Source organism: Sporotomaculum syntrophicum (genome assembly GCF_009932395.1).
Classification (GTDB): Bacteria; Bacillota; Desulfotomaculia; order Desulfotomaculales; family Desulfallaceae; genus Sporotomaculum; species Sporotomaculum syntrophicum.
Map to the genome: position 1 here is coordinate 308584 of NZ_LSRS01000003.1, position 24620 is coordinate 333203.

Consider the following 24620-nt stretch of genomic DNA (forward strand, 5'->3'; position numbering starts at 1 on the left):
CTAAAACCGCAGACCAAACTATTACTAATCAGGAGAAAAAAGCCCCTGTTTTAAAACAGGGGTTGGCAGATATTTTTCAAGATTTTTATGTAAGGAGAGGTGTATCATCGCCATTTGAGCTATTTTGCACTTTGCATCATACCGTTACCCATCATGCCTGAATTATTCATACAGGAACCCATCGGGCCAAAACCGTAATTGGCGTGAAAATCACGCATGTAATTGAAATGCTCCTGCCAGGCTTTGGCCTGTTCTGGAGTTACACTGCCGGCCTTTTGAGCCTGCTCAAGCCAGGCCTGGTGCCATTTAAACATCTGGTCTGCAAACTGCTGATCCTAGACTTTCTGGTCGTTGCCATTAATCGATCCAAAAGCTGCCGGGGCTGCCAGGGACAAGACCAAAACACCTACTAACGCCAGCAACCAAATCTTATTTTTTCTCATTATCAATGAACCTCCTTGTTATTTGATGATTTGGTTTGTCTGGAGTAATTATATAATAAAGTTATCACGTTTTTGTTACAAAAGGTTAACGGTTTCATAACGTTTGCTATGCTTTCACCAGGACATTATTTGCGTCTTCCTTTCGATATAAAATGCAAACAAAAGATGTGCAACTAGGTTAGAAAGCGGTGTCTTCCATCCATTTAACCCTAACCCTAAAATACCTGGCTTCTTTACGACACCCCGACGCATTTGGGGGTTAACCACCCCAACCAAAGGCATCACCAAAAGTGAAGAAAGTAGGAACAAAGCAGAGCCAAACTTTATATAAAAAAGAGAATTAGGGCGTTCACTGGTTGAGGCTAGTGTTTTATATAAGGTACTCCAAAATACTGCACCGGAGTAAAACATTATGGCTCCGATAAACGAAGCAATTATTCCCAGTTTTAAAAATAATGTACCGTTAATAGTTAGGTAGTCAATCCTTGGTAAATGAAATCTTGGTGCTATCCTGAAAAAAGTCTCCATAATTATAAAAGCTTTAAAAAACTGCAGCCAGGTGATTGAGTTTGTAAGATAAGTAAAGAATCGTTTCAAAAATCTTATAAGATTCACACCAACCTTAAAATATATTTTAACAAATCCATGATGGTGGCCATGTTCATGTTCATGTGTTTGAGTTTCTTTAAAGTTCATTTATTTACCCCTCTCCGTTTTTTCAATTAGACATCTTATAATTTCTATGGATTTTGTAGGGTTTGCCTTGTAAATAAAAACAGGCAACTTACCTGCTAAAGATTGTTGTTTATATGCATCACTATAACTAAGAAATATCACAAAACTGTTTCAGAAATATCACATTTTGTTTATATTCGCCCACTAAGATGCTCACCTGCAAAGAGGAATCACTCATATTCAGGTTGCTTAAAATTTTCCATATAGTATGTCTATGGTTTCTACAATCTTTGTCCACCTGAAAAATGCTTCAGTACACAATAAATACTTGACTTAACCTATCGACTTTATGTATATTTATTTTAAGCTTTTAATTTACGTTTGGTAAAAGGAGTGTAGCAAAATGTCTAAACCGGCTGTATATCAGCAGCGAGAAATCACAGTTTATGATAACGGTACACTTAAAGATATAAAGGATGCGGTAGTTGAAGAAAAGCCTGTAACACTATATTTAAATCATGTTGAGCTGGCCACGATGATCTGCACTCCAGGTGCCTATGAAGAGCTAGGGGTCGGTTTTTTACTCAGTGAAGGGCTGCTCGAGGACCCGGACGATATTGTGTCCATAACCTGTCAGGAAGAAGAAGGCCTGCTCTACATTGAAACCGGCCGGCCGGTTACCCAGGCCGGAAGCTTTCTGCGCCGTCATATAGCCAGCTGTTGCGGTAAGAGCCGGGCCGGTTTTTACTTTATCAACGATGCCCGCCAGGTGAAGCCAATTGAATCCGATGTGCAATTTAAAGCTGAAGATTTGTTGGCTGCCATCAACAAGCTGGAGGAAAAGTCGGAAACTTTTCATCTTACCGGTGGAGTGCACAGCGCCGCACTGGCCGATGGCGCAAATCTGATGTCGAGGTATGAAGATATTGGCCGGCACAATGCCGTAGACCGAGTTATCGGCAGCGCTTTTTTGCAGAGGATCAACACCGGCGATAAATGCCTGCTCTTGAGCGGGCGTGTTGCCTCCGAGATTCTCATCAAAGCGGCCCGCGCCCAAATCCCCCTTATTTTGTCGCGCTCGGCGCCAACCGGCTTAACCCTGGATTTGGCCGAAGACTTAAATATAACGGTGGTTGGTTTTGCACGGGGCCGGCGCATGAGCATTTACACGCATCCCGGAAGGGTCATAACTTCCGGGGAAAGCACCACAATTGTCCAGCAAAACCGGCAGTTGGCTGAAGACATCAAACGCCTGAAAAAAGAAAAGGACGTATATATTATCGCTCATTATTACCAGCGCCCCGAAGTGCAGGATATCGCCGATTTTGTCGGGGACTCTTACGCTATGGCCGTAGCCGCCAAGGACTCCCCTTGCGCTAACATCCTGGTAGCGGGGGTGGATTTCATGGCGGAATCGGCCGCGATCTTGTGCCCCGATAAAACGGTGCTGTCGCCGGAGCCGAGGGCCACTTGCCCGATGGCCAACAGCATCGAGGTTGACGATGTGCTGCAATTCAAACAGGAGCACCCGGATGGCCTGGTGGTTAGTTACGTAAATACCCCGGCCGGCATCAAGGCGGTTACCGATATATGCGTTACCTCCTCCAACGCGGTGAAGATCATCAACAAACTGCCCCGCAAGGCCCGGATTTTCTTTATCCCGGACACCAACCTGGGTACCTTTGTGGCCGGCCAGCTGGACCGGGAACTGGATTTGTTCCCCTCCCACTGCCCGACCCACGCCCACATTACCAAAGCGGATATCCTGCAGCGCAAAGCCGAGCACCCGGAGGCGGAGGTTTTAGTGCACCCGGAATGTGACCCGGAGGTAGTGGCGCTGGCCGATTACGTGGGCAGTACCGCCGGTATCATCGATTACGCCGTTAAATCCGATAAAAATACCTTTATTATCGGCACTGAATGCGGTGTCTTCCATAAGATACAGCAGCTCAGCCCCGATAAAGAACTGGTGCTGGCTCAGGATGACCTGGTCTGCCCCAATATGAAGAGCATCAATTTGAAAAAAATCCTCAGCACCCTGGAAACGATGGAGACTAAAATTACGGTTCCGGAGGCTACCCGGGAGAAAGCCGCCCTGGCCCTGGAGAAAATGATTGAATATGCGTCTTAAAATATACACGTTTGGAGATGTAACAGGTGAAATTATCGACTAAAGGCAGATATGGACTGCGGGCTATGATTGAATTGGCCCAGAGCACTGAAGAAGGCCCTATTACTATCCATAGCATTGCCTCGCGGCAAGACATACCCGAGCGCTACCTGGAACAGCTGATGGCGCCGTTAAGAAGAGCGGGACTGGTGAAAAGTGTGCGTGGTTTTCAAGGCGGCTATATACTCGTCAAAAATGCCGAAGACATTACGGCCGGAGATATTATCCGGGCGCTGGAGGGACCGATTGCTCCGGTAGAATGCGTTAGCGAAGTCAGTCCTGAAGCATGCGAACGCTCCGAACATTGTGTAACCCGGGATTTATGGATAAAAATGAGAGATTCCATCGCTGAAGTGTTGGATGCCTATTCTCTGGCCGATCTGGCCGGGAAAACGCCGAGAACAGCAGCCAGGGAAGCTTTTAGATATAAATTATAGGTCCTAGCAGCGAAAAACATTGGGAGGTATTTTATGAAATCTATATATATGGATCATAGCGCTACCACACCGGTAGATAAGCAGGTCTTTGAGGCGATGGTGCCTTACTTTACTGAAATATACGGTAACGCCGCCAGTGTCCACTCCCAGGGGCGACAGGCCTCCCGGGCGGTAGAGCTGGCCCGTGAACAGGTGGCCGCCTTAATCGGGGCTTCTCCGGAGGAGATTATTTTCACCAGCGGAGGCACCGAAGCTGACAATCAAGCCATCATTGCCTATATGCTGGCCAACCGGTCTAAAGGGCGTCATATAATAACGTCGGCCATCGAGCATCATGCCGTCCTGCATTGCTGCGATTGGTTAGCCAGGCAGGGCTTCGAAATAACCGTATTGCCGGTTAACCCGCTGGGAGTTGTAGAACCCGCTACGCTGAGCAAGGCGCTGCGGCCCGATACGGCACTGGTTTCGATCATGCATGCCAATAATGAGGTGGGCACACTGGAACCAATTGCCGAGCTTGCCGCTATTGCTCACGAAGCGGGGGCAGTTTTTCATACCGATGCGGTGCAAACCGTTGGCAAGATCCCGGTTGATGTACGGGAATTGGGGGTCGACCTCCTCTCCGCTTCCGCCCATAAGCTCTATGGACCAAAAGGGGTAGGCTGCCTGTATTCCAATAAAAAAGTTGGCATCACCGGTTTTGTGCATGGCGGAGGGCAGGAAAACGGCAAACGTGCCGGCACCACCAACGTCCCTGGGATAGTAGGCTTTGGTAAGGCAGCTGAATTAGCCGGTCAAAACCTACCCGTCCGGGCGGCCAAGTTAACTGAGTTAGGACAGCGTTTGATTAAAGGCCTGCTGAAGGAGATACCTCACACTCGCTTAAACGGCCACCCTACTGAGCGCTTGCCCGGCAGTGTTAGTGTAAGTTTTGATTATGTTGAAGGAGAGTCTATTTTATTGATGTTGGATAGCTACGGGATCATGGCTTCCAGCGGTTCTGCCTGCACCTCCGGGTCAACAGATCCGTCTCATGTCTTATTGGCTCTGGGCATCCCCGTGGAGTCTGCACACGGTTCCCTGCGCTTGACGATGGGCAAGGACAATACCGATGCTGATGTTGATCGAGTGCTTGAGGTGTTGCCAACCATCATAAAAAAATTGCGCGCCATGTCACCACTGGGACATTAAAGCTTCATACGTTTTTTGCAAAGTGGCTTTGAGCTGCTTTTCTTTGCGACTGATCTATAACAAGCTTAAATGTTGAGATAAGTATGGTTAGTATACAATAACGCTTAGATATGCGCACATACAGAAAGGAAAGGTGAACAGGAATGGGTTATGTAGTAGCGGTTTGCACCAGCCCCAGAAAAGGTATGCGTAAAAAAAATATCGGTAACTGTAATCTGTTGGCTGATCATGGTTTGGAAGGGGACGCGCATGCCGGTCCCTGGCACCGTCAAGTTAGCCTGCTGGCTCTGGAAAGCGTGCAAAAAATGCGCGATATCGGGCTGGACGTTAACCCCGGGGATTTTGCCGAAAATATTACCACTGTAGGTATTAACCTGGTTGACCTGCCCATTGGCACAAAATTAGCCATCGGGGATGATACCCTGGGCGAGGTTACCCAGATTGGCAAGGAATGTCACACTAAATGCGCTATTTACTACCAGGCCGGGGATTGTGTCATGCCGAAGGAGGGTATTTTTATCAGGGTTTTAAACGGCGGCCATATTAAAGTTGGCGACCAGGTGCGGGTCGTGCATTAACAAGTTAAGCAACATCTCGCTATCTGTAAAAAATTGATCTCATGTCGGCTTACTTCGCTACGCCGCAGCGAAAAAAAACTAAATGCCTACCACTATGGTGCAGTAAGGTGGTGATAGTACTTTCCAGGCTATCAACACCTTACTGCTGCGTCCTTTTACGAGACGTTCCCTTATAGAACAGCGACATAGCAAACTACCGTGCATTTCGGCTGAGAAAAATAACGGATTAAGCAGGTATACAGGTTACTATGTCAGAATTAAGGGAATTATATTTGCCTGAAGGAGGGACAAGCATTGTCTAATGATAACATGACCACTGCAGCGGAGCTAAGGGAATTAGCCAATCAGCAACCCGATAGCCCGGAGGCTATCGTTGGCTTTGCCAAACAGCTGTTTAATATGACTTGTGTACAGGATGAAGCAGGTACTAAAGCTGCCGTAGAGGAACTTGGCAAATTAGCCGAGCAGCACCCCGAATATACGGCTGTGACCGTTAGATTTGCCCAGGGACTGTTCAATTTAACTTGTGTACAGGACGAAACAGGCGCAATGGCAACAATAGAGGAACTAAGTAAGCTGGCCGACCGGTACTCCGATTACGAGGAGGTTGTCGCCGCCCTTGCCCAAGGGCTGGTTAACTTGGCTAACCGGCAAGATGAGGCCGGTACCAGAACTACTGTGTCAAAGTTAAGAAAATTAGCTAATGAGCACCCCAATAATGAGGTGATTGCAGTTTCATTGGCCTACGGGCTGGTCGACCTGGCTAATAAACAGGACGAGTCCGGGGCGCTGACTGCTGTGAAGAAGCTTAAGAAATTAGCCAATCAGCACCCCGATAATCAGATGCTTGTAGTTACCTTAGCCTACGGGCTGGCCGATCTGGCCAGTAAACAAAACGAGGCCGGAGCCAAAGATGCTGTGGCTAAACTCAGAATTTTAGCCGACCGACACCCCCATCTTCCAGAGCTGGTCGTTGAATTAGCCAAAGGGCTGGTCAATCTGGCCAATCAGCAAAATGAAAAAGGGGCTACGGCTACTGTGGCCAAGCTAAGGAAATTAGCAGACCTGCATCCCGGTTCGGCTGAAATTATCGTTGCCCTGGCCTTTGGTTTGTTTGATCTGGCCTGCAAGCAGGATGCGGAAGCGGCTGAGGTTACCGTGGCGGAGCTAAGGGAATTATCGCACCGGCACCCCGGTAATGAGGAGGTTTTAATTAGATTCATTAATGGGCTGGTAGTTTTGGCTAATAAACAGGGTGAAGCCAATGCAGAAGCTACTGTAGCGGAGCTGCAGGAATTAGCCGAACAGTACCCCGCATTGTTTAAGGGCAATTATCATTAAACAAGCTCCAAGAAAAGCGTACATAACTTATGCCTGCGAGCTGCTGCGTTAACAGCAGCTCGCAGTAATTTCTATATATTTCAAGTGCAGCCTCAGCAAGCAATGTAATACACATATTTTAGGGCCATACCGCTTCTATGCCCTGTAAAATGATTAACCCTGCTAATTATTAATTGACATAACTATAATTGTAGTTTATAATTATTCTAAAGATTGTTAAAGGAGCCCTTGACACCGTGATTAGACTGGAAAACATTAGCGAATTCGATACCCTGCTTCAAGAGCTGGTTAAAGCTAATACCTGCCGGCTGAAAGGGCTCTTTAATGGCCAGGTAACACAAACACAATTTTTTTTACTCAAGCTCATGGCAGCACATGAGCATTGTAAAGCAGCCGATATTGCTCATATCTTAGATATTTCCCCATCGGCTGCCACCACGATTATAGACCGGCTTTTTAAAAACGGCTGGATAAAAAGAGAACGCTCCGACCAGGACCGGCGTATCGTATGGCTTAAATTAACCGAGCAGGGGAAAAAGCTGCTGTCCGATATCGAGGCCAGGAGGCTGCAATTATTAATGCGGCAGTTTGAGCATCTAACCGAAGAAGAAGTAATAGCGGCGTGTCAGGTATTGAAAAAAATTCTGACCGGGGCTGAAAAATAGTGTCTGGAAAGGGGTGCAGCGCATGAGCGTTATTGAAGGTGTTTTAAACTTCATCTTAATCTACTTTATCGTAAGTGGGATATTTAATTATATAGCTTATTCCCGGGCCAAAAAAGCAGCTAATCAAGCAGAACAGGAGCTGTCGGCATTTAATCTGCCCGTTAAAGAAGAAATTGAGCTGGTCCATGATCATATTTGTGGTTCTACACTGCCCAAGTCAGAAGCCTATGTCCTGGCTAAGGACGGCATCCGGCACTACTTTTGCAGCTGGGCATGCCGGAATAAATTTATTGAGGACAACAAATGTAAATGCTAACCCATGGTGGGAACCCCCTCCATGGGTTTGTTATATCCCTTCATTTTACATTACAGTTCCCCAACAATCTCGCCCATCATTGAAGTATCATAGCCACCCATCCCGTTTACTTCAGCTTTGAATTCATCTGACCTCAAAATAGCCATCACGGTTTGAAAATTGGATTTTTCCAGGTCATGCTTATACAACACGAGATCATAGCGTTCTTTCTTTAAGAAAACGAAATCCACTTCCGGCACCTGTAAAGCATCTTTTTCAATGCCCAGCCCAACATCAGCAAGCCCTCTAGCCACAGTACTGGCCACCGCGATGTGGGTTGTTTCTTCATTCTGATAACCCTGGATTACCCGTGCATCAATATTTAATTTGAGCAATTGTTCATCAAGCATAGCCCTGGTTCCTGAACCCCTGTCACGGTTAATCAAGGTTATATTTGGCTTGAGCAGGTCCGGCCAATCATGGATATCTTTGGGATTACCGGCAGCTACATAAAACCCCAGATTCCGATACACCAGATTAATTACCACCATACGCTGGCCGGGCAGCAATCTGCGAACATAGGGGATATTATATTCTCCTGTTTCGCCATCCCAGAGATGAGTTGCCGAAATATTTGCCGTGCCCTTATAAAGCGCCAGCAAACCGTCAATGCTGCCAACGTACGAACGTAATGAACGAAGCAGGGGATTCTTTTTTTCCAGGTAGCGTGTCAGTACATCCAGTATGATGTCTTGACCGCAAATAATTAATCCCTGATTTTCTATAATCATCTTTTCCAGTGAGTTCGGCAGATTCGCAGTGGTTGTTTCCATTGGTGCAACTGCTGCATGCATATATTTTTGCAGGTCGGCCGGGCTGATACGAATTTTCTTGCCCACCCGATAAGAAGGAATTTCTCCGCGTTTTAATAATTCGTAAACCGTTCCTCTGGATATTTTTAATAGCTTGCCTATTTCTTCCGGCGAATAGGAAAAGGGATCTTTCATGTTTTCACCTCATACAAAAACAGGGATTAAATTCGTATTACCCCTTGTCAAATATTATAACATATTATAAAATTTTATTTGATAAGGTTTAGTATCAATTAATATCAAGTTGTACAAATATATATTTTTTATAATGCAATGCAGTACTGTTTAGTTTTTTAAGCTCCAAATCATGGGTTACCGGTTGCATTTGCAGTTTTAGATATAATGAACACTTTCAGAGAGGATGTGGTCAAATGAAACAATACTGGCAATTTGACTATCATAGTGAATTTGGATGGAAGACCCGCTACTTCCACGCTACAGAGGCCAAAGTCCAGGGCCGGGTCAAGAGGTATACCGCCGATAGCAAAGAACTCAGAAATATTAGTAAGTCCAGGGCCAAATACCTCAGGGAGGAACTAAAAGCGCACATTATTGAATTATAATCTGATCTTAGTTATGCAGCTAAAATAACACTTACTATTGCACACTTAGAGTCAAACTATTTTAGCCTGGTTTGTCAATCAGGCTACTTTATTTATATCAACAATTATATATAGCACATAGATCATAATAAACAGTTTATCTTTCCTCAGATGATTTACCGGTTTTAATGTGTATTAGCTTAATAATAAAGCGGAGCCTGTTACCGGCTCCGCTTTAATTTATTTCCGCAAACCTGCTTGCCTTTCCATCAGTGCCCGCACCTTCAGCGGCAGGCCGAACAGGTTGATAAACCCGGCGGCGTCAGCCTGGGTGTACACTTCGTCACGGCCAAAGGTGGCCAGTTCTTCGCTGTACAGGGAATACGGCGAGGTGGTCCCGGCAGGGGTGCAATTGCCCTTGTACAACTTCATCCGCACAGTGCCGGTGACGGTACGCTGGGTTACATCGACAAAGGCATCCAGCGCCTCCCGCAGCGGAGAGAACCAGACCCCGTCATAAACAAGCTCGGCATAACGGGAGGCCACGAGTTCCTTGTAATGCAAAGTTGCCCGGTCTATGGTGAGCAGTTCCAGCTCCCGGTGGGCCAAATACAGGATGGTGCCGCCAGGGGTTTCATAAACGCCCCGGGACTTCATGCCCACCAGCCGGTTTTCCACCATGTCCACCACGCCAATGCCGTTGGCCCCGCCCAGTTTATTCAGCTCCATAATTAGTTCGACGGGAGGCAGCTCCCGGCCATCTACCTTTTTGGGTATGCCCTGTTCAAAGTAGATTTCCACATAGGTGGGCGTATCCGGGGCCTTTTCCGGCGGTACGGTGAGCAGCAGCACATCACCCGGCGGTTCCAGACCCGGATTTTCCAACTGCCCGCCCTCGTGGGAGAGGTGCCAGAGATTGCGGTCCATACTGTAGGGCCGGGATTTGGTCACCGGCACAGGAATGCCCCGGGCCTCGGCGTAGTCAATGGCATCATCCCGGGAGCGAATATCCCACTCCCGCCAGGGGGCTATTATTTTCAGCTCGGGTTTCAGAGCCTTCACGGCCAGCTCAAAGCGCACCTGGTCATTGCCCTTGCCGGTGGCGCCGTGGGCTACCGCTTCGGCCTCTTCCTGCTCGGCGATTTCCACCAGTTTTTTGCCGATCAGCGGCCTGGCCATGGAAGTGCCCAGCAGGTACTTGCCTTCATAAATCGCCCCGGCCTTTAAGGTGGGGTAAATATAATCGGTGACAAATTCTTCTCTGACATCTTCGATATACAGCTTGCTGGCCCCGCTTTTGATTGCCTTTTCATGCAGCGGCTCCAGCTCCTCGCCCTGGCCCAGATCAGCCGCCATAGCGATCACTTCATAGCCGTAGTTTTCCTTCAGCCAGGGTATGATGATAGAGGTATCCAGGCCTCCGGAATATGCCAACACTACTTTTTTCATGTTTGCCGACTCCCTTCTTAGTTACAGTAACGTTTGGCTATTTCGCCATCAGCAGCGCCATTACGGCCTTATGGGCATGCAGGCGGTTTTCAGCCTCGTCAAACACCGCTGAATGGGGCCCGTCAATGATATCCGGGGTCACCTCTTCACCCCGGTGAGCGGGCAGGCAATGGAGGAATATGTAATCCGGTGCCGCCAGGGCTGCCAGCCGGCTATTAAGTTGATAAGGTGGGAACGCCTTCTCCCTGGCCCTTTGTTCGCTTTCCTGGCCCATACTAGCCCAGACATCGGTCACCAGTACATCGGCCCCGGCCACAGCTTCCTCAGGGTTGTCGGTTATCGTTACCGAACCCCCCGTCTCCTGGGCATCCTGCCGGGCTTCCGCCACGATCTCCTCCCGGGGCATATAGCCTTCCGGGGAAGCCACGCTGATGTGCAGGCCGGTTTTGGCACAGCCATGGAGCAGCGAGTGGCAGACGTTGTTGCCATCTCCCACAAAGGCTAGCTTCAGGCCGGCCAGGCGCCCCTTGTGCTCCTGCACCGTCAGCAAATCGGCCAGTACCTGGCAGGGATGCATCAGGTCGGTCAAAGCGTTAATCACGGGTACGGAACTATACTCGGCCAGTTCCTCCACATCGCTCTGGGCAAAGGTGCGGATCATGATGCCGTCCAGGTAGCGTTCCAGCACCCGCCCGGTGTCGGCAATGCTTTCCCCCCGCCCCAGCTGAATGTCATTGGAGCTTAGAAACAGGGCGTAGCCGCCTAGCTGGTACATGCCTACCTCGAAGCTGACCCTGGTGCGGGTAGAGGACTTTTGAAAAATCATGCCCAGGGTCTGCCCTTTAAGCAGCGCGTGGGGCTTGCCCTGTTTTTGCGCTTGTTTCAGCTGCCGTGCCGTATCCAAGAACAGTGCAATATCCTGCGGGGTAAAGTCATGCAGAGAGAGCAGATCCCTCCCCCTTAAGGTATAGTTGATCGATTCCATTTAATTCACCGCTTTTCCTATAAATTACCACATCAGTAGAACTGGTAGATAATCTAGATCTACCATAACACGGCAAGATTTACAAGGTAAAACTATCAGCCAGGAAATATATTTGGCTTGATGCTTCCCCTACCCCGGAAGGTAAAAAGTGTCCCAATGGCTTATGCTCAGGCTTGCTGCTCCTGCAGCACCTCGTCTAAAATCCCCATCGCCCTGTCCACGTCCCCGGTGGTAATGGTCAGCGGCGGCACAAAACGCAGCACGGTATTGTTGGCGCAGTTAATCAGCAACCCTCGTTCCCGGCAGGCGTCTACAAACCCTGCACCCGGTACGGCCAGCTCCAGGCCCAGCATCAGCCCCAGGCCACGCACTTCCTTAATGAAGCTGTATTTACCGGCCAGCTCCTGCAGCTTTTCTTTAAAGTATGCCCCAACCTGGTTGCAGTTTTCCATCAGACCACCGTTAAGAACCGTCTGCATAGCGGCGATACCGGCAGCGCAGGCCAGGGGATTGCCCCCGAAGGTGGCCGCGTGGTCACCGGGCGCAAAGGCCTCAGCCACCTGCTCTTTAGCCAGCAGAGCGCCGATTGGGAAACCGCCGCCCAAAGCTTTGGCCAGGGTGAATATATCGGGTTCTACGCCGTAATGCTGGTAGGCCAGAAATTTGCCGGTACGCCCCAGGCCGGACTGCACTTCATCAAAAATTAGCAGCAAACCATGCTTATCGCACAACTCCCGCACCCCGGCCAGGTATTCTTGCGTGGCCGGTCGCACTCCGCTCTCACCCTGTACCGGTTCCAGCATTATCGCGCAGCTATGCTCATTGATAGCCTCACCCAGCGCTGCCAGGTCGTTAAATGGAACATATTTAAAGCCCGGGGGCAGCGGTTCCAAATCTTTTTGGTATTTCGGCTGCCCGGTGGCGGTAATGGCGGCCAGGGTCCGGCCATGAAAGGAATTCTCCGCGGTGATAATTTCGTACCGATCGGGGCCGTGATGCTTTTTGGCCCACTTTCGGGCAAGCTTAATAGCACCCTCATTGGCCTCGGCCCCGCTGTTGCAAAAGAACACCCGGTCGGCACAACTGTTGGACACTAAAATTTCCGCCAGTCGCGCTTGATTTTCAATATAATACAGGTTACTGACGTGAATCAAACGCGCGGCCTGCTCCTGTATCGCCTGCACCACTGCCGGGGGGCAATGTCCCAGTGAATTAACCGCTATACCGGCCACGAAATCAAGATATTCCCGGCCTTCCGCGTCCCACAGCCGCGCCCCTTCGCCTCGTACCGGGGCAAGGGGAATGCGCCCGTAGGTATGCATCACATATTGATCGCTTAATTGCATAATTTCATCAGTATTCAATGTTTAGCCCTTCCTTCTGCAAAATGGGTGCATGGGATCAGGTTCTTCTGCCGAGCCAATGCCCCGCGCCCGTTTGTCTTTCGCCCCTCCGACAATCAGTTCAAGTATTAATTCGTGACCATTGTGCCCACACCCTGATCGGTGAATATTTCCAGCAGCAGTGAATGGGGCACCCGGCCGTCGATTATGTGGGTGGTGCCCACCCCTCCCTGCAGCGCACAGGTACAGCATTCCACCTTGGGGATCATGCCCCCGTCGATGATGCCCTGCTCAATAAGCCGGGGTACATCCTGCATGGTGACCGTGGAAAGTAGTGAATTTTTATCTTTGCGGTCGGCTAATATCCCCTCAACATCGGTGAGAATAATCAGCTTATCGGCGTTTAAAGCCACCGCCAGGGCACCGGCAGCGACATCCGCGTTCACATTATAGCTGTTGCCGCCCTCGCCCACAGCTACCGGCGCCACCACGGGAATATAGCCTTCTTTGAGCAGCGTATCCACAATCCCGGGGTTTACTTCCCGTATTTCACCAACCAGGCCGATGTCCACGGCTTCCTCGCTGCCATCCGGATTACGCATCAGGTGCAATTTTTTATCAGCCACCAGCAGGTTGGCGTCCTTACCGGAGAGGCCCACCGCCGTGCCGCCGATATCATTGATCAAACCTACAATATCCTTGTTGATTTTACCCACCAGCACCATCTGGGCAATTTCCATGGTTTCCGCATCGGTTACCCTGAGGCCGCCGATAAAATTGCTTTCAATGCCCAACCTTTTTAACATGCCGGTAATTTCCGGTCCCCCGCCATGTACTATCACAGGTTGCATGCCTACATATTTCATCAACACTGCATCAGTCAGCACCGCTTTTTTTAACTCTTCATTCACCATGGCATGGCCGCCGTATTTAATAACCACAGTTTTACCGTAAAACTTCTTTATATAGGGCAGGGCTTCCACCAGAATACCCGCCTTTTCCATTGGGCTCGGCACCCAGCCACCTCCTCTCTTTCGGGGTCAGGCTTTAACTTTCTTAAACTAACCGTATAATCTAAATATATTGATACAGTCCAACAACACCACCTGGCCTCACGATATCGTCTATTCATTTCATTATTAACGCTGTTGCAGTGCAACAATTCTACACGCACAGTTAAGTTCGATAGCTGCCATTGATGCGAACGTAATCATAAGTGAGGTCACAACCCCAGGCGGTGGCGCTGTGCTCTCCGTTATGCAGATCGATAGTAAAAATCACCTGCCGGCCAGACAGCATCCCGGTAGCTTTTTCCTCATTGAAAGCAAGGGCTCCGCCATTTTTGGCCACCTGGATATCACCTACAAATATATCCACGACATCCGGGTTAAAGCTGGCCCCGGAATACCCGGCGGCACAGATAATCCGGCCCCAGTTGGCATCCTTGCCAAACACGGCCGCCTTCACCAAACTGGAGGAGGCCACAGCTCGGGCAACCAGGCGAGCATCCTGCCGGGTGGCCGCGCCATGCACCCGCACCTCAAGCAACCGGGTAGCCCCCTCACCGTCTGCAGCACAGGCTATAGCCAGCTTGCGGCACACCGCTTCCAGCGCCGCGCCAAAGGCGGCGTAATCCGCATCCTCCCCGCTGATGGGCCGGTTGCCTGCGGCACCGTTAGCCAGTACCAGTACCATATCATTTGTGCTAGTGTCGCCATCCACGGTAATCATATTAAAGGTGCGCTCCACCGCCCCGGTCAGCGCCTGGTGCAGTAAATCCGAATTAATGGCAGCATCGGTGGTAATAAAGCACAGCATAGTGGCCATGTTGGGGTGAATCATTCCCGATCCTTTAGCCATGCCGCCAATGGTGACTTGCACCCCGCCCAGCTCCACGGTCACCGCCGCTTCCTTGGCCACAGTATCCGTAGTCATGATGGCGATGGCGGCGTCATGACCGCCCTCCCGGCTCAATTGCGCCGCCGCCTGCCGTACACCGGACAGGACCCGGTCCATGGGCAAGGGCTGACCGATGACCCCGGTGGAAGCCACGAGCACCTGCTCCGCAGCCAGGCCTAACTGCTGCGCGGCCTCGCCGGCCATAGCCCGGGCATCCTCCAGCCCCTGGGGCCCGACACAGGCATTGGCATTGCCACTATTGGCCACAACAGCTCTGGCTTTGCCATCTTTAATATGTTCCATAGTTAGCAGCACGGGTGCCGCTTTAACAATATTGGTGGTAAAAACCCCGGCAGCAGCCGCCTCCCGATCCGAATACACCAGTGCCACATCTTTTCTTTCATATTTGATCGCCCCTACTGCCCCGGCTGCCGTAAAGCCCAGGGGGGACGTGATACCTCCGGCTATCTCTACATACGCTGTTTGCGACATGCTTGTTTTCCTCCAAACTCAACTGTTCTTTCTGTATCGCCCCGGTGTATACCTTTACCGCATCCAGGTCTGCCCGGGCGACTATGGCCGGCCGGCAAAACAAAACAATACGTTCCGTTTAAAACCAAAGCCCCTTAGTTATTAAGACTTATGGATACAACCCCGGCCGGTCCAAACCCATGGTTTCCGGCAAATCGTACATCAGATTCATATTCTGCACAGCCTGGCCCGCCGCTCCCTTGATTAAATTATCAATAACGGAAATTACCACCACCCGCCCGGTGCGCGGGTCAACCACCGGCACCAGGTCGCAGTGATTCGAGCCGGCTACTGCCTTGGTCTGGGGCAGTAACCCCTCAGGCAGCACCCGCACAAAAAATTCACCGTTATAATATTCCTCATATAAGGCACGCACCTTCGCCGCTGAAATTTCCTGCTTTAGCCGAGCGTAAAGGGTGCTTAAAATACCCCTGTTCATGGGGGTGAGGTGCGGGGTAAAGGAAATCACCATATCTTCACCCGCCAGCTTGCTCAGCTCCTGTTCAATCTCCGGGGTGTGCCGGTGCTGGCCAACATTATAGGCGCGGAAGTTTTCGTTTACTTCAGCAAAATGCACGCCCAAGGACAGACCCCGGCCGGCCCCGGAAACCCCCGATTTACAATCCGCCACCACCGTGCCGGTATCCACTAAACCGTGGGCTAACAGCGGGGCCAGCCCCAGTATAACACTGGTGGGGTAACAGCCCGGATTGCCTACCAGGCAGGCCGACCTTATTTTATCCCTGTGCAGTTCAGGCAGCCCGTACACCGCCTGCTCCAGCAAATCCGGCGCGGTATGTTCAACCTTATACCACTTTTCATAGACCTCCCGGCTGTCAAAACGAAAGTCTGCGCCCAGGTCAATAAACTTTTTCCCCTGCCTCAGCGCTTCCCTGGCTACGGGCATGGCATGCCCGTGGGGCAGGGCGGTAAAGATAACATCAGCTGCGCCGACCAGGGACGGCGGGTCCAGCTGAAGGCATTTCTGATCTACGTATCTGTATATATAAGGATAAACCTCATAAAACTGGCTGTCCTCATAACTCTGTGTGGTCAGCGCCACCAGCTCGGCCTGGGGGTGCGATACCAGCAAACGCACAAGCTCGGCCCCTGCGTAACCCGTAGCACCGATTATACCAACTTTAATTTTCATAGTAAATACCCTCCAAAAGCCATGCAATAATTATACATAGCCATGAATAATAATACAACAATTTTCCCTGCACATCTTTTAACCTATTTTCATAAATTACCTGTAATGAATAAAATTTATCCTATAAAAGGAGGTGCACCGGCTAGATGGCAGACAATAACCAAACTCCTTTTGACAGTCCGCTGGTTACGCTGATGCTGATGTTGGCCGCTAACACCCCTGATCCGGCGGGCAGTTTAAATAACCTGGGTCAGGCTATTAATTCCATGCGCGAAGCAGTGGCTAGTATTCATGCCGGGCTAGAATCCTTTCACAGCAAGGTGGTACCGCTGCTCATGCAGTCACCGGATACTAAAACCATGCCCGGCGAGTAGTAAATAAGCCTGTCCTGATACATGGACGCTTGCTGCCTGAGCACAACCCGGCCGGTGTGTTCAGGCACTTATATTTCCTAAACCGCCACCGGAATAACCGTTGTTCGGTTATTTTTCTCAGTTCCTCCGCTCATACCGGCCTTGAGCCGGCATTCCGGAGGCTTCCTTTTAGTTTATCTGGCCGGACTAAGGTTAATGCGGACAAGCAACCAGCTGTACCGAACCGGCCGACCTCGGACCGAGACTCCGTAATTAAGAGCAACCGCCACCGAATACTTGCATATTTTTCTGCCCTACAGATTTCTTGTATTTACCCACCAATTCCTGCCGGTTTTACAGATAACGATTCATTTAGCAAGCAGTTTGCATTATGATAATATATAAACAAATAAAGCAGGTGAAATAATGACAATTAAATATCAAGATGAACTCAGCCTGGCTGTCCAGGCGGCCAGGAAGGCCGGCCGGCTGATCAGAGATAAATTATACCGGCACCGGGTTACTGAAACCAAGTCCTGCCTGTCGGACCTGGTTACCGAGGTTGACCGCGAGGCGGAAGGCTGCATTGTTCGGCTGCTCAAACAGTATTTTCCCGGTCATGCCATCATCGGTGAGGAGCAACAGGGCAACTGCACCGGTGAGCCAGGCGGAAACATGACCTGGTACGTGGACCCGCTGGACGGCACCACCAATTTTGTCTTCGGGGTGCCGTTCTGCGCGGTATCCATAGCCCTGGCCGACCACGGGGTGCCGGTGCTGGGAGTAGTGCACGATCCGCTGCGGGAGGAAACCTTCACCGCAGTGCAGGGCGCCGGCGCACGGCTGAACGGCTCAACAATTAGTGCAGACAAGAGCATTGCCACCCTGGAACGCAGCCTTTTGGTGACGGGCTACCCGGGCAACATCGCTAACCGTCCCCGCATGCATCAGATTAACTACAGGCATGTGATCGATTGTTGCAACAACTTGCGTGCCCTTGGCTCTGCCGCTCTGGAGCTGGCTTATGTGGCCGGCGGCAGGCTTACCGGCTTCTGGGAGGTTTCCCTACGGCCATGGGATGTGGCGGCGGGCATGGTGCTGGTTCAAGAAGCAGGTGGCACGGTGAGCAACCTGGTCGGGCAGCCGCTGCAGATTGCCGAAGATGTGGATATTGTCGCCACTAACGGGCTGATTCAACAGGAACTGTTAAATTGCCTATCCTGGCGGAATGAACTCCCGACAGTTGGCGTAAGTTAATGGCTGGCAGTTTGCCGCCTGGACAATAAGTCTGCTCAAAGCCCCGATGCCCTCTTTGATTACTATATAGAACCAGCAGTATAGAACCAGCAGTGCAAGCAGTTTATGTAAATAGAATAATTTTTAATATTATGAAGCAAAATATAAAAAATTTGATAGGGGGGTTTTATTTGAGCCGTATTTCAACAATGGAAATGCTTCAACTGCGTGAATTGCTGCAGATGGAGACTAATTCGGTAGCTAAAGCCAAAGCAACAATGAGTCTAATCGAGGATGACGAACTGATGACCCTTGCCAAATCCGGTATCCAGGCTACCGAAGCCAGAATTAAGGGTATGCAAAAATTTATTAGCGATAACGATTTAGTTTCCATGGAGGTGCACTAAATGACATCTCTTTTTCAAAATTTAATGGGCAACGAAAACGATTTTAAAATAAACGACCAGGTGCTGGCCAATGACGCTTTAATGGCTTTAAAAGGCGCTTCCGTGGCCTATCTCGGCGCTACCCTGGAATCCGTAACCCCGGAAATTAGAAGAATGTACAATGAATATTTGACCCAGTGCGTCATGTCCCATGAAGCTACAACCGCCCTGGCCATTAAAAAAGGCTGGTACAAGCCCTACCTGGCCCCCGCCGAACAAATAAGCGAGTCCTTCAAGCAATCTGAGTGGGTATTAAACGCCAACACATAGAAAAACACATATAATCTAATCAGCACCGCACTAAACAAATAAGGCGGGGAGCCACGCCGACTGCGTAGTCTTCCCGCCTTTACTCTCTCCGAAGTTGACAAGATACTCCTTGCCTAACTTTAAATTTTTATTTTACCTCAATTCTGACGCTCTTTTAGGTAACGGGTTTTCTTCTTTCACCCCTACCATTATTGGTCATCAAAATATTAGCTATCCGAAGTACTACCTCCATGCCTCTGTTTACCCGGCCAAAAACAGTATAACTGGTGTAATTATAAACTGGTTGGCCTCTTCGCCGGTACAAGATAAAACGTCATGCACATTAAAGTATCTATTTTTGTTTGGGGAAAGCTTATTTTATCAACAACCAAATGTGCCTTTCCCCCAACTCTCACATCAAAATGAGTAAAGACGAAGACGGATGACGAAATGTAAAAGCCCCTACGCCTTTAATCAAAAGTAAGGGCTGAGTACATACTTTGCATCTCATCAAGTTTACGCTCAATATAAGATCATTTTTTCGACGTTCAGTTTTATCCAAAGACTGCACCGCAGTTAGTTTAAACAAGTTTAAGCCTGACCCCTTTGCCCGGGCGCAGCCTGCTCTGGTATGATAATAGTGAATTACTCAACATTGGAGGTACTGCCTGTGTCCAGGTTTATTGTCGGTGTCATGGGCGGCGGCGAAACTGCCACTGCGGAACACTGCCGGCTGGCTAACCGCCTGGGGCAGTTGATTGCCCGGCAGGGCTGGGTACTGCTTAATGGAGGCCGCCCGGCAGGTATCATGGAAGCGTCGGCCAGGGGGGCCAGGGAATACGGAGGCCTGACTGTCGGTATTTTGCCGGACCGTGACAGCCGGTCCGCCTCCGCTTATATAGACATTGTCATCGCTACCGGTATGGGGGACGGGCGTAATTACATCAATGCTCTTTCCAGCCATGTGCTCGTGGCCCTACCCGGCCAGGCCGGCACGATTTCAGAAATCGCCCTGGCGTTAAAAAACAACAAGCAGGTGATCCTGCTGGGCTGGGATACCGGTAATTTATTTAATGCCTACCGGCGCAATGGACAGCTGCACACGGCAACCACCCCGGAGGATGTAATTGGGCTGATCAAGTCCATAAGCCAAAGTTAAATAAAAATCATGTGATACCCTCCCGATAACTGCCCCCCGCCACGATTCCCAGCAACCGGTCGAATAAAAAAGGCGGGGATATCTGCCATCGTCCGCACCCCGCTGCGATACTCTTTTTACTGTCTTGCTTGATTAGCGGCTTAAGCCCTGCCAACCACACCTTTGTCCTACTTGCCGCTGCCGATTAATTGCATAACCAGCGCCACCATACCCCCGGCGATGAGGGGCCCCACGGGCACGCCCCGGAAAAAGGCCACCCCAATAATTGTGCCCACCATGAGACCGATAATCACCTGGGGTTGAATAGTTAAATAGCCAACCCCCCGCGCCCCCAAATAAGCCACGAAAATACCTGTGGCCACCGCCACCAGCCCGGAAAAGCTGGTCAGCGTTCCGTACAGCTCGGACCAGCCAATTCCCCCCTTAGCTAAGGGGATTAAAATCGCCAGGGTGATGATGCCGATGCCTATATTGAGGGCGTGCCTTTCCAACAGGGGAAACAGCTCCTCGCCGGGCAACAGGCGCAGCGCCAGCAGCGCCCCGGCCGCCACCGCCACAACGTAATTACGCCCCGCCAGGCCCAGCAGAATAATGATCAGGAGCAGGATACCGGCTTGTCCAAATGTTGCTGCCACTTGTTAACCCCCTAGATAAGTACCGCTACCTCGTCCCGGTCAAGTTTGCCCCGGATATCATGCATGGCCTGCCGGAAGGAGTAGTCTTCACCGGCGGCCCGCTCAATCTGCCGCAGCACGTCAATTTCCCTGCGGATAATAGAGAATATGTCGCCCTCATGCAAATTGCAACGTTTCTGCAAGTCATCAAAGGTAGAGTTGTTATACCAGCCTTCCGCCAGCGGGCCGGGCAATGGTGACCACCGGCAAAGCTGCTCCGGTACCCCGGCATCTAACAGTTCATTTCTGAGCAGAGCAACATTGTCCATATTATATGCCCCCGGCAAAACAACTTCGTCACGCCCGGGCTCGTAGTCAATACCGGCTAAAATTGCAGCGGTTTCAGCCGGTTCAGCTTCACGCAGGATGCCGGAAAAGACCAGTTCCGTCACCAGTATTTCCTGCACGTGCACGTGCAGCGCAAAGAGTCCCCGGGGCAGCAATGTTTTACCCTGGATGAAACCGAGCTTTTCCAGCAAAGCGCACATGCGGTGAAATTCCTTGTGGTAGTCCACGGCAAATTTTTTCAACTGCCGGTTACGCCGCACCAGTTCCTTCTTGCGCTCAACAAGGGCAGTTATTTCATCATGGGCATCCCGGCAGTCATGGTGCAGGCAGCCCTTGCCAGGCTGGGCCAGGATGGACTTAATCTCCACAATCCGCCCCGGCACCTCCGGTTTATGCCGGCGTTTGCGGTTGCGCAGGCGGTTGAGTTCTTTTTTCAACTTTTCCCGCAACAGGGGGCAGGTTGGCCCATCTTTATCCGTACAAAAGTTTTTGCGCAAAATGTAGATTTTTTCCTCAATCGCTTCAAGCTCCTCGGTCAGAGAGGCGGTTTCCCGGTTGTTCTGATATACCGCCAGGTTCTGGGATAGGTAGCGTTCAATTTCCGCCTCGGTCTTCCAGTGCAGCAGGCTTAAGGCTGTGTTCGGTGAAATCACCAGTCGGCCATGTACCGGTTCTACCTTGTCCTCATCAAAAAAACCGGTTTGCTCGGGGAATTTTTCATCTATATTAACATAAACGTGCCCCACCTTATCAAAGCCGCGCCGTCCTGCCCGGCCGGCCATCTGGAAAAATTCCCGGTTCAACAACCCGCGATGGTTGCGCCCGTCCCACTTGCGGGTGGCATCAAATACCGTACTGGCCGCGGGGAAATTAATCCCCACCGCAAAGGTTTCCGTACAAAAAAGCACAAAAACCAGCCTGGCCTCGTAAAGAGTTTCCACCAGTTCCTTCAACGCAGGCGACAAACCGGCGTGATGGTAGCCAATGCCCTGCATCAGCAGGCGCCGCAGATGCTTGCGGCGCCCTCCAAATAGCCCGGGGGTAACCTGCTCGGCCTTTTCCATTAGTTCAGCCACGCGTTTCTTTTCTTCAGGCAGCAAAAAGTCCCATTCACGGCTTAATTCCTCGGCCAAAAGCTCGGTGCGGCCACGGCTGAAGACAAAGTACAAGGCAGGCAGGTGGTCCTGGATTGCCTCGATCATCCCCACGCACTTGGCGTTATTTACTAAAGCCATATTTATCCTCCTCCCCGCCATGACCGTACATATACCGGCTGCGACTGCCTACCTGATGCAGCGCTTCAATTTCATCAAGTGCCTCTTCCTCATCCAGTATCTCGTTATCCGGGGTTATCCAGTTGATTTCCAGCGGCACAGCCCGACGGTATTCCTCTACCACCAAAACCTGGCTGCCCCGCACTGTTTCAATCCACCGGGCTATTTCATGGATATTGGGTACCGTAGCCGACAGGCCCAGAATGCGGATATGCGGCGGCGCGAAAATGATGCTTTCCTCCCAGGCCGTACCCCGCTCCACATCATCCAGGTAATGCACCTCGTCAAAAATTACATGGGATATATTATCCATCCACTCCGGATTGGCGAAGCACCAGTTGCGGAAAATTTCGGTGGTCATCACCAACAGCTGCGCCCGCTCATTAATCGAAACGTCACCGGTAATTAAGCCCACCCGGTAATGGCCGTATTGGCGGGCAAAATCACGGTATTTCTGGTTAGACAAGGCTTTAATGGGGGAGGTGTACACCACTTCCCGGCCCTGCTCTAAAATACTGTCCACCAGCCGCTCGGCAATCAGTGTTTTACCGGTGCCCGTGGGTGCCGCCACCAGCACCGACTGACCTTCCAGCAGGGCCGAAATGGATTTTTGCTGGAATTCATCCAGCACAATAGGACCGGTGGGCAAGGCAGCCGCGGATTTACTGCGCCTGGCGCGCCGCTTTTTATGCCACACCGGCCGTTCCGAGCTTTGAGGGGGCATCTCACCCCAGCCTTCACGGAGGTCGGGCAAGCGGGCCAGCAGGTCCTCCACATCGCCCCGGCGCAAAAAGTAAACGCCCCGCTCCGAACGCCCCACACTGCGCAAGTGCCCCTCCCGGATTAGCTGCCTGATCCGGTCCTGGGTGATACTAAGTATCCTGGCCGCATCCCCAGGCTTAATTTTTTCAGCCCGCCGCAGCAGTCTTTCCATATTGGGGGAACGGTGCAGAGCATCAACGGGAGCACGCCAGTAGCGGGTAACACCCTCCATTTGAAAGCCCTGCAGGTGTCCCAGTTCCCACAGGCCGGCAATATCACCGGGGTGCACGCCCAGCAGCCGCCCTGTTTCCCGGGCAGTGTAGGAGTTATCCAGCAGGAAAGCCACCGGCACCGTCGGGCCACCCTTGACGGGTAGATCCAGCCCTGTAAGCTCCTTCAGCTCACGGGCAATTTTCCCCGGCTCCGCCTTGATGGGCGCGCAAAAAAGCTCCCGCCGGGCTATTTTTAACTCCACGCAGCCGGCCTGCAGAGCTTCCTGCCGGGCTAATTTACGCTCGCGTGGAGCAAAATCTTCCAGGGTAAAAAAAGAACGCCCACCCATCTTCTGTTTCAGCGTGTAATGGACATACGCCAGGATCTCCCGGCGCCGCAGCTCCTCCGCACCCTCGGGCCGCGTATCCACAGTAACCCTTCCGTCCGGCAGAATCACAAAGGGTGGCTCTTCCCGTCCTTTTTTTATTTTGGCCACCAATTTCTTATGGCGCTTGAACATCAGGACAAATTCCTTGCGGCTAATAGGTTCACTGTGGGACAGGTACCGGCCCACCTCATCCCAGGCAGCGTCACTGTCCGGGTGAGTATAATACCCGCCGGGCAGGCAAACCAGATGGGCCACTGCCTCGGGTTGTAATTTTTCACCCAGCAATCGGCTAATTTCCTCCTCAGCGAGGACTTCATGCTCATCCAGCAAATCATCCACCTGCCGGCGCTGCCGCTGCACCAGCTGGCTGTGAGCCCGGGCGGCTTCAGCCCGGCGCTCCAATTCAGCCTGCCCGGCCGCTGTATCCCGCAGGGTATAGGTATGATCGGGCAGCAGCAGGACATCGGGCATGCCGCCGGGCAGCCTGGACGGTAACTCCATCAACAGCAGAGATGCCAGCTCCTCACGGGTACGGGGCACCCCATCATTCAGAAGTTCCCGGATCATTTCCTGGGCCTGGATCAATAATCTGGTCTTCAAAACAGAGATGTTGGAGACGATAATCTTCGCCGCCAGCCTTTTTTCTCGCCCGTCAGGTACAGCTGTCCCCTCCCCGCCAACACCGGGGCAGCTCAGTATAACCTCTTCCGGCGGCCCGTCCTGTGGCCCGGCCACCAGCACCTCACCCCGGACAGCCAGGGATTGCAAGGCACCTGACAGCTCATCGAGGCGGTTCCCTGTCCGGTTACATAAATCAGGCAGGCTTATCGAGCCGCCCGCGAGTATCTGCTCAAGCAATATTTTTTTTAATTCATCTGTTCTGGCGTTAGCCAATCTAACAACTCTCCTGACTACTCATTTAAGCTTAATATGATAACTATTATGAAAAAACATGCTACACGTATACGATTATATTATATCCGCTCATCAAGCAATTACTACAATAATC

The 24620-nt window shown here is 51.0% G+C and carries 25 protein-coding genes; 13 read left to right on the forward strand and 12 right to left on the reverse strand.

The annotated features are described in order from the left end of the window. Positions 1 to 119: 119 nt before the first annotated feature. Positions 120 to 314, reverse strand: coding sequence for a hypothetical protein (locus SPSYN_RS06420; RefSeq protein WP_161821663.1), 195 nt, complete (start codon positions 312 to 314; stop codon positions 120 to 122). A 243-nt stretch (positions 315 to 557) separates the two neighbouring features. Beyond that, positions 558 to 1139 (reverse strand): hypothetical protein, encoded by a 582-nt coding sequence (locus SPSYN_RS06425; RefSeq protein ID WP_161821664.1) that lies wholly within the window; start codon positions 1137 to 1139, stop codon positions 558 to 560. Between the two features lie 382 nt (positions 1140 to 1521). On the opposite strand from SPSYN_RS06425, the gene nadA reads away from it, so the two are divergent. The 7 genes from nadA (at position 1522) to SPSYN_RS06460 (ending at position 7816) form a co-directional block, all read left to right on the forward strand. Continuing rightward, positions 1522 to 3249 carry a quinolinate synthase NadA gene (nadA, locus tag SPSYN_RS16310; protein ID WP_161821665.1) on the forward strand — a complete coding sequence of 576 codons (1728 nt, stop codon included), beginning with the start codon at positions 1522 to 1524 and terminating at the stop codon, positions 3247 to 3249. A 26-nt stretch (positions 3250 to 3275) separates the two neighbouring features. Then, positions 3276 to 3725, forward strand: coding sequence for an RrF2 family transcriptional regulator (locus SPSYN_RS06435; RefSeq protein WP_161821666.1), 450 nt, complete (start codon positions 3276 to 3278; stop codon positions 3723 to 3725). Positions 3726 to 3758: 33 nt separating this feature from the next. Further along, entirely contained in the window at positions 3759 to 4916 is a 1158-nt protein-coding gene (gene nifS / locus SPSYN_RS06440) for a cysteine desulfurase NifS (protein ID WP_161821667.1), read from the forward strand. Positions 4917 to 5059: 143 nt separating this feature from the next. After that, positions 5060 to 5494 (forward strand): MOSC domain-containing protein, encoded by a 435-nt coding sequence (locus SPSYN_RS06445; RefSeq protein ID WP_161821668.1) that lies wholly within the window; start codon positions 5060 to 5062, stop codon positions 5492 to 5494. Between the two features lie 294 nt (positions 5495 to 5788). Beyond that, the gene (locus tag SPSYN_RS06450; RefSeq protein ID WP_161821669.1) at positions 5789 to 6835 is read left to right on the forward strand and encodes a tetratricopeptide repeat protein; all 1047 of its coding nucleotides are present in this window, start codon (positions 5789 to 5791) and stop codon (positions 6833 to 6835) included. Positions 6836 to 7071: 236 nt separating this feature from the next. Beyond that, positions 7072 to 7500 (forward strand): MarR family winged helix-turn-helix transcriptional regulator, encoded by a 429-nt coding sequence (locus SPSYN_RS06455; RefSeq protein ID WP_243152944.1) that lies wholly within the window; start codon positions 7072 to 7074, stop codon positions 7498 to 7500. 22 nt (positions 7501 to 7522) lie between these two features. Beyond that, positions 7523 to 7816 carry a transcriptional regulator gene (locus SPSYN_RS06460; protein ID WP_161821670.1) on the forward strand — a complete coding sequence of 98 codons (294 nt, stop codon included), beginning with the start codon at positions 7523 to 7525 and terminating at the stop codon, positions 7814 to 7816. A 50-nt stretch (positions 7817 to 7866) separates the two neighbouring features. Here the strand turns inward: SPSYN_RS06460 and SPSYN_RS06465 are convergent, their stop codons facing one another. Then, positions 7867 to 8802 carry a substrate-binding domain-containing protein gene (locus tag SPSYN_RS06465; RefSeq protein WP_161821671.1) on the reverse strand — a complete coding sequence of 312 codons (936 nt, stop codon included), beginning with the start codon at positions 8800 to 8802 and terminating at the stop codon, positions 7867 to 7869. A gap of 236 nt (positions 8803 to 9038) precedes the next feature. On the opposite strand from SPSYN_RS06465, the gene SPSYN_RS06470 reads away from it, so the two are divergent. After that, positions 9039 to 9230 (forward strand): hypothetical protein, encoded by a 192-nt coding sequence (locus SPSYN_RS06470; protein WP_161821672.1) that lies wholly within the window; start codon positions 9039 to 9041, stop codon positions 9228 to 9230. Between the two features lie 219 nt (positions 9231 to 9449). Here SPSYN_RS06470 and SPSYN_RS06475 read toward each other — a convergent pair whose 3' ends face one another. From SPSYN_RS06475 to argC, 6 genes are all read right to left on the reverse strand, one after another. Continuing rightward, entirely contained in the window at positions 9450 to 10658 is a 1209-nt protein-coding gene (locus SPSYN_RS06475) for an argininosuccinate synthase (protein WP_161821673.1), read from the reverse strand. A 37-nt stretch (positions 10659 to 10695) separates the two neighbouring features. Beyond that, entirely contained in the window at positions 10696 to 11643 is a 948-nt protein-coding gene (gene argF / locus SPSYN_RS06480) for an ornithine carbamoyltransferase (protein WP_161821674.1), read from the reverse strand. Between the two features lie 167 nt (positions 11644 to 11810). Next, entirely contained in the window at positions 11811 to 13007 is a 1197-nt protein-coding gene (locus SPSYN_RS06485; protein ID WP_161821675.1) for an acetylornithine transaminase, read from the reverse strand. Positions 13008 to 13114: 107 nt separating this feature from the next. Further along, complete coding sequence (gene argB / locus SPSYN_RS06490) at positions 13115 to 14002, reverse strand: acetylglutamate kinase (RefSeq protein ID WP_161821676.1); 888 nt, start codon at positions 14000 to 14002, stop codon at positions 13115 to 13117. Positions 14003 to 14162: 160 nt separating this feature from the next. Continuing rightward, positions 14163 to 15377, reverse strand: coding sequence for a bifunctional glutamate N-acetyltransferase/amino-acid acetyltransferase ArgJ (gene argJ / locus SPSYN_RS06495; protein ID WP_161821677.1), 1215 nt, complete (start codon positions 15375 to 15377; stop codon positions 14163 to 14165). A 148-nt stretch (positions 15378 to 15525) separates the two neighbouring features. Then, the gene (gene argC, locus SPSYN_RS06500) at positions 15526 to 16569 is read right to left on the reverse strand and encodes an N-acetyl-gamma-glutamyl-phosphate reductase (protein WP_161821678.1); all 1044 of its coding nucleotides are present in this window, start codon (positions 16567 to 16569) and stop codon (positions 15526 to 15528) included. A gap of 146 nt (positions 16570 to 16715) precedes the next feature. Here argC and SPSYN_RS06505 point away from each other — a divergent pair, with 146 nt between their 5' ends. The 5 genes from SPSYN_RS06505 to SPSYN_RS06525 all read left to right on the forward strand — a co-directional run bounded on the left by SPSYN_RS06505 (position 16716) and on the right by SPSYN_RS06525 (position 20012). Continuing rightward, on the forward strand, positions 16716 to 16943 hold the full coding sequence (locus SPSYN_RS06505; RefSeq protein WP_161821679.1) for a hypothetical protein: 228 nt from the start codon (positions 16716 to 16718) through the stop codon (positions 16941 to 16943). A gap of 405 nt (positions 16944 to 17348) precedes the next feature. Beyond that, on the forward strand, positions 17349 to 18179 hold the full coding sequence (locus tag SPSYN_RS06510) for an inositol monophosphatase family protein (protein WP_161821680.1): 831 nt from the start codon (positions 17349 to 17351) through the stop codon (positions 18177 to 18179). 170 nt (positions 18180 to 18349) lie between these two features. After that, a complete protein-coding gene (locus SPSYN_RS06515) occupies positions 18350 to 18565 on the forward strand; it encodes a hypothetical protein (RefSeq protein WP_161821681.1) in 216 nt (71 codons plus the stop codon). Further along, the gene (locus SPSYN_RS06520; protein WP_161821682.1) at positions 18566 to 18874 is read left to right on the forward strand and encodes a spore coat protein; all 309 of its coding nucleotides are present in this window, start codon (positions 18566 to 18568) and stop codon (positions 18872 to 18874) included. It begins immediately after the preceding gene. A 649-nt stretch (positions 18875 to 19523) separates the two neighbouring features. After that, positions 19524 to 20012 (forward strand): TIGR00725 family protein, encoded by a 489-nt coding sequence (locus tag SPSYN_RS06525; RefSeq protein WP_161821683.1) that lies wholly within the window; start codon positions 19524 to 19526, stop codon positions 20010 to 20012. A 167-nt stretch (positions 20013 to 20179) separates the two neighbouring features. Here the strand turns inward: SPSYN_RS06525 and SPSYN_RS06530 are convergent, their stop codons facing one another. Genes SPSYN_RS06530 through SPSYN_RS15960 form a run of 3 tightly spaced genes read right to left on the reverse strand, consistent with a single transcriptional unit; the run spans position 20180 to position 24505 of the window. Continuing rightward, positions 20180 to 20647: a DUF441 domain-containing protein gene (locus tag SPSYN_RS06530; RefSeq protein ID WP_161821684.1), complete on the reverse strand. Its 468-nt coding sequence runs from the start codon at positions 20645 to 20647 to the stop codon at positions 20180 to 20182. 11 nt (positions 20648 to 20658) lie between these two features. Continuing rightward, entirely contained in the window at positions 20659 to 22209 is a 1551-nt protein-coding gene (locus SPSYN_RS06535; RefSeq protein ID WP_161821685.1) for a helicase-related protein, read from the reverse strand. After that, positions 22193 to 24505, reverse strand: a complete 2313-nt coding sequence (locus SPSYN_RS15960) for a DEAD/DEAH box helicase (RefSeq protein ID WP_243152945.1) — start codon at positions 24503 to 24505, stop codon at positions 22193 to 22195. Before SPSYN_RS15960 ends, SPSYN_RS06535 begins: the two co-directional genes overlap by 17 nt. Between the last annotated feature and the right edge of the window lie 115 nt (positions 24506 to 24620).